Annotated in this window: 4 protein-coding genes; 3 read left to right on the top strand and 1 reads right to left on the bottom strand. The window is 39.1% G+C overall.

What is annotated here, in order from left to right; all coding sequences use genetic code 11:
* Window positions 1-35: 35 nt before the first annotated feature.
* Window positions 36-1,949, bottom strand: a complete 1,914-nt coding sequence (locus H5232_RS15700; protein WP_182718641.1) for a bifunctional diguanylate cyclase/phosphodiesterase — start codon at window positions 1,947-1,949, stop codon at window positions 36-38.
* A 650-nt stretch (window positions 1,950-2,599) separates the two neighbouring features.
* On the opposite strand from H5232_RS15700, the gene H5232_RS15705 reads away from it, so the two are divergent.
* The 3 genes from H5232_RS15705 to H5232_RS15715 all read left to right on the top strand — a co-directional run.
* Window positions 2,600-2,899, top strand: a complete 300-nt coding sequence (locus H5232_RS15705; RefSeq protein WP_182718642.1) for an isoamylase early set domain-containing protein — start codon at window positions 2,600-2,602, stop codon at window positions 2,897-2,899.
* Window positions 2,900-2,909: 10 nt separating this feature from the next.
* Window positions 2,910-4,907, top strand: a complete 1,998-nt coding sequence (gene malQ / locus H5232_RS15710; RefSeq protein ID WP_182784493.1) for a 4-alpha-glucanotransferase — start codon at window positions 2,910-2,912, stop codon at window positions 4,905-4,907.
* A partial coding sequence (locus H5232_RS15715) for a GlgB N-terminal domain-containing protein (protein WP_259400140.1) occupies window positions 4,908-6,138 on the top strand: 1,231 nt, incomplete at its 3' end.

The raw sequence follows: 6,138 nt of genomic DNA on the forward strand, positions 1-6,138 counted from the left end.
ATTTCCATGCCAATAAGACTATAAATGAATAATCGTTAAGTTTCGAGGCTCCATACGCCAGTGCCTGTCGCCGCTATATGATTAACATTTCCTTGTAGTACTTTGCTGCCAACATTCACAGATGACTGCGGACGACTGACCAAATACCCTTGCACGCAGCTAATACCCATACGCTTCACTAATTCAAACTGGGCGATTTCTTCCACCCCTTCAGCAACGATTTTAAGGCCGAGCTTCGAGCCTAACTCACTGATTGAATTTAATATTTCATTATACTTCGGGTTTTCATTAGCTTGGGCTATGAATAATCTATCAATTTTGATCACATCAATAGGTAGATCAGCTAAGGTGCTTAAAGAACTAAAACCGGTACCAAAGTCATCAATTGCGATAGTGACGCCTTCTTTTCGTAATTTTTCTAATTCATTAATAATAGTGTGACTTGCGGTGATCAATGTTGATTCGGTGATCTCTAACATCAAAGAAGTAGGCGGGAGACCCGTTTTTGCGAGTTTTTTCATTACCCATTCGTGAATAGGGCGATGTTTGAGTTGAATGCCTGAGACATTAACTGAGATTTTAACTTTGCGCATACCAGCATTATGCCAAGCTGCCATTTGTCGACATGACTCTAGCATTATCCAATCACCAAGCTCTAATATAAGGTTTGATTCTTCGGCAATCGGAATAAACTCTACTGGAGAAATAGCCCCTTCAACAGGATGATCCCAGCGCACTAATGCTTCGAAGTAATCGATGGCGCAATCTTCAACATGCACAATAGGCTGAAATGATAAATGAAAATTATGACACGCAATCGCTAAACGCAGCTCTTCGAGTAAGTAGTGGTAGCGACGCATTTTATTGCCCATTTCTGGCGAATAGACTTTAAAAATACCACGTCCATCGGTTTTAGCACGATACATAGCCACATCCGCCATTTGCAACAAAGCATGGGGAGTTGATGCACTCTCAGGATAAACCGCAATACCGACACTGGCACTGATCTTAATTAGTTTATTGCCTAGTACAAAGTCTCGCTCTATTTCGTTTAATACATGCTGTGCAACATCCAAACTTTTAGAACTGGAATCAATGTTATTAATAAAAATAGAGAATTCATCGCCCCCTAAACGTGCTAGATTTTGCTCTAGCAGACTGGTGGGATTGATATCATTAAGCTTGTGATGGCGTAATACGCTGGCGAGGCGTTCGGCTACTTGAATCAATACTTCATCACCAAAACTGTGACCAAAAGAGTCATTTACTTGCTTAAAACCATCTAAATCAATAAATAACAAGGCACAGTGAATGTTTGTGAGTTCAGCACCACTGAGTTGACGGTCTAAGTGCTCAATATAAGCGTGACGGTCAATTAACAAGGTCAATTTATCTTGGCAAATACTGGTTTGAGTTTCACGAGCATAATTGGCTACATGGCTGGTTAAGGCATTAATTGCTTGGCTTAAGCGGGTAACTTCTGTTGCATGCTCAAGCTCAGGAAGTTGAATGTTAAATGACTCGATTACTTTTTTTGTTTGTGTATTAAGTTGTTCTATTAATTGTTTTTCGCGTTTAATGTTTAATTGCTTACCAAAATACCACGTTAAAAATAAACCTATTAAAATCAATAGAATAAAGTTTATGGGTGACAAAATAGTGGCATTGAGCATTGATGACACTTGGGCAGTAATAAATTGTGTGTCTGTTGCTTTAATAAGTAAATAATCCGTACCATCTTTGCGAACAATATAATGGCCATTTAATATAGGATTATACCAAGAGGGCATCGTTAGTTGGGTGGTAGCAGTATCAAAAGCGCGAGTGGCAATACTAGATTGTTGCGGGTTAATGGTATTGACTTGCTTGGTCAATAAAATATTCATGCCGTAGCAAAAAATAAACATAGCAATAAAGGCAATACTGAGTAAGCGAAAAAATTTAGTCATTCCATTAAACCATTTTATCCCAATTATATGAGTTTTTTATTAGGTATTACATAATTTTATCAGTATATAGTTTGTCAGAGTCACTGACAAAACATTTCTTTTACAATAGTCTTGTAAAAGCAACCCTTTTCCTGTTAAGTGTTATTTTATCGATGTTTGCCGAACTTTTACTCAATTTAATCATTAAATAAATTCACTTTACCAGCGGTTATTTGTTAACTACTTTAAAGGTCATAATTCAGACCGTGATTAAACTTGGTTTAGTTCTTGCTCTCATTTAATTGGTGATAATGAGGTGAGTGTTTTGTGTTTTATTTGCACATATTTGGTGCGATATTTTTTTAATTGCACTGTCATAAAGCATAAATATAACTTTGTTTAACTAGGGTGTGTTTATTTTTCGAGGTTACTTTTACTGCAGTATGTTTGATTGTTAGGCAAATCAGAGCACATAGTAGTGTTTTATCTACATAGATTGTGCGATAACGTAGCATAACGACCAAGCGCAGTCTGAAAGTTGAACAAATTTCAAGCTTGAAAAATTACACGCCCTAATAAAAATACATTTTACAGCCCTGCGTATGTTGAGTAGTTGAACGCACTTCTGTGGCAAGGATTAATTGACCTTAAGGTTTAGTTTGGAGCCCACTATGTTAAGTAAACGATTTTTTAAAACTAAAAATGAAGCTGAAGTTACATTTGAATTTCAGCATCCTCAGGCTGAGCAAGTTCAGTTAGTTGGTGAATTTACTGATTGGCAACCTGTTACTATGAAGTTTAATAAAAAAGAGCAATGTTTTAAGTTAAAACAGCGCTTACCGAACGATCAACAGTTTCATTTTCGATATTTAGTTAATGGTACTATTTGGGATAATGATCACCATGCTGATGGATACATAGCAAACAGCTTTGGTACAGAAAATAGTATAGTCAATACACAACGTATTTAAGGCGCGGTAAATGGAGTCTCTTTCACAGCTTTTTTATCTACATGGTATTGGCTATGAATACACCAAATATACCGGTGAACACGTGGTTTTTAGCGATGCAACCCGCAGTGCGGCACTCAGTTGTTGTGGTGTTGATGTTACAGATCACGCTCAAATAGCGCATTTAAATATCAGCTTAGATGCCAATAAGTGGCTGCAACTAGTACCAGAGTGTAGTTTGGTATGTGCTGAACAACCAGCCGTTAAAGTGCGTATTGATAGGCGTATGCTAGGGCAACAATGTACCGTATCATTTGCACAGCTTGATTTGCCCAGCATTACTCACCAATTAGCTGATTTGCAATGCAGTGGCGATTATTTATTTAACGACGTCACTTATTTAGAGCTTATTTTTCCGCTTCCATTATTGCCAATTGGTTATCATGATGCGCATATTAGCGTTGCAGGTTTAACGGCGACAACTCAACTGTGGGTGACACCTAAATATAGTTTCCAAGTGACAGATAAAAAGCAAAGCGGGCTTTCAATTCAACTTTATAGTTTAAAAAATAATGCAGCACTAGGGATAGGCGATTTTGCCGATTTATTATCGCTGACCGAGCAAGCAGCAAGTCATAAACTGGATTATATTTTACTCAATCCACTGCATTTATTATTTTCTGAGCAACCAGAGCGAGCAAGTCCCTACAGTCCAAATAATCGCGCGTTATTAAACCCACTCTATATATCAATTGATTTATGCGATGACAGCATTAATAACCCCGATATCACTGCGTATTTACAAAGCAGCTATGCGAGTGACTTTAAAAAGCGGACTCTACAGTCGCAGTATATTAATTACAGTGCAGTGAGTGAATTCAAATACGCAGCCTTTAACTTGCTATACCAGCATTTTTGTATGCATGGGAGTGAGCACCGCAAACAACACTTCAGCGATTTTTGTCAACAGCATGGTTCGACACTTGCGACCTTAAAAGTTACTGACAGCGACTTTGCTTACTACTTGCAATGGCTAGCATATGTGCAATTAAAATTATGCCAAACTACCGCCCGAGAGCAGGGAATGAGTATTGGTTTGATCAATGATTTAGCGGTGGGTTGCGCCGGTGATGGCAGCGAGTTTCTCAATCAACAATCGTTGTTTACCGATTCTGCTTATGTAGGTGCACCGCCTGATCCATGGGCAGAGCATGGCCAGAACTGGGGATTGCCAGCATTGAATCCGATTAAGCTCAGCGATAATAATTTTAGCTACTACCGAGCATTGATCCGTGCCAATATGGAAAACGTTGGTGGCTTACGTATTGACCATGTTATGGCTATCCGCCGTTTATGGTGGTGTTTTGAGCATCAACAGCAACAAGATGGTTGCTATGTGTATTATCCATTTGAGCATTTATTAGCGGTACTGACAATAGAATCCCATTTGAATCAATGTATTGTCATTGGTGAAGATCTTGGGGTTGTTCCACCAGAGGTGAAAGCTGCACTTGCAGATAAAGCAATATTTTCAAATAGCTTATTCTATTTTGAAAAAGATTATCAAGGTGAATTTTTAGCGGCTCAGTCATTTGCGCCACAATCATTGTTAATGGTTGCAAACCATGATGTACCGCCTTTCTTTGGTTGGTGGCAGGGGCTTGATCTTACTTTGAAATTAAAATATCAATTAATTGATGAACAACAGTTAACTCAACTGCATGCAGACCGAGAAATTGAAAAACAACGACTACTGCGTTTTCTGTCAGGATGTGCAGAGCACTCCTTGTTTGTGGACAGTACAGCAAGTGATGTTTATCAGGCGCTGACCTTAGGCTTGGCCGCTGCACCAGCGCGGTTATTTACTATTCAGCTCGATGATTTAGATGAGCAAACATTACCTGTAAACATTCCTGGAACGGATCAAGAATACCCTAATTGGCGTCGGGTATTAACGCATTCAAGTGAACAAATATTAACTCGTCACAGTGCATTTCTCAGTGCTATTAATTCCATAAGGACTAATTAAATGAACAGTATTGTTCGTAAAACCGCAAAGTCACAGCACTATGATCAACAAGTTAATGCTTTAAAGCGCGGCTGTTTTAAAGATCCGTTTAGTTTTTTAGGCGTACATGCAATTACTGACACGCACAGTGAAATACGCTGTTATATGCCCGGGGCAACAAAATTAACGATTAAACTGCCTCAGCAAATGATTGTTAGCATACGCTATGGTGATTCAGATTTATTTATAGCACAGCTTAGTAATCAAGATATTTCAGCTTATCAGCTAGTGGTAGATTACAGCGATTGTCAGGTTATTTGTGAAGATGTGTATAGTTTTGATAGCAGCCTAGATGATAGTGCTATGTACTTATTTAATGAAGGCACATTAGAGCATGCATATCGCCATCTTGGTGCCCACTTTATTGATTTTAAAGGTGTTGCAGGTGTGCGTTTTAGTGTTTGGGCACCTAATGCTAGCAGTGTTTCAGTTATTGGCGAATTTAATCACTGGCAGCAAAGCCAACACTTTATGCGTTTTAACCCTGCGTCTGGAGTCTGGGATTTATTTATTCCAGAGCTCAGTGAAGGTCAGTGTTATAAGTTCTCTATAACAACTCTCAGTGGCGAAGTGCTCGAAAAGGCTGATCCATTTGCATTTAAAATGCAGCAAGCACCAGGCACTGCTTCAGTACTTCAAACTCGGCCCACAGCAATTGAACTAACTGATAAAATGCAACGTCAGCGTGTTAAACGCAACGCGATTGATGCACCTATCTCTATCTATGAAGTGCATTTAGGTTCTTGGCAGCGAGAAGAGGGAGATCGTTATTTAACTTATCAAGAATTAGCACAGCGGTTAATTAATTATGTCACTGAGCAAGGCTTTACGCATATCCAACTTATGCCGATCAGTGAATTTCCATTTGATGGTTCTTGGGGGTATCAGCCAGTTGGCTTATTTGCACCAACGAGTCGGTTTGGCGGTTTGGATGATTTTCGTTATTTTGTAGGGCAATGCCAGCGAGCTAACATTGGTTTACTCATTGATTGGGTTCCAGGACACTTCCCAAGTGATCCACATGGCTTGCATCGATTTTACGCCACGCATATATTTGAACATGCCGATGTCCGTCAAGGTTGCCATCCAGATTGGAATACTTATATTTCCAACTATGACCGCCCAGAGGTTCGTAGCTTTTTTGTTGCTAATGCTATGTTTGTGTTTGACGAATCTCCCCTTGATTGCTTAC

The organism is Pseudoalteromonas sp. SG41-5 (assembly GCF_014164495.1).
Taxonomy (GTDB): domain Bacteria; phylum Pseudomonadota; class Gammaproteobacteria; order Enterobacterales; family Alteromonadaceae; genus Pseudoalteromonas; species Pseudoalteromonas rhizosphaerae.

Bases quoted from the DNA above. Each gene is read 5' to 3' on its own strand.
- malQ (WP_182784493.1), top strand. From the start codon at position 2,910: ATGGAGTCTCTTTCACAGCTTTTTTATCTACATGGTATTGGCTATGAA.
- H5232_RS15705 (WP_182718642.1), top strand. From the start codon at position 2,600: ATGTTAAGTAAACGATTTTTTAAAACTAAAAATGAAGCTGAAGTTACA.
- H5232_RS15700 (WP_182718641.1), bottom strand. From the start codon at position 1,949: ATGACTAAATTTTTTCGCTTACTCAGTATTGCCTTTATTGCTATGTTT.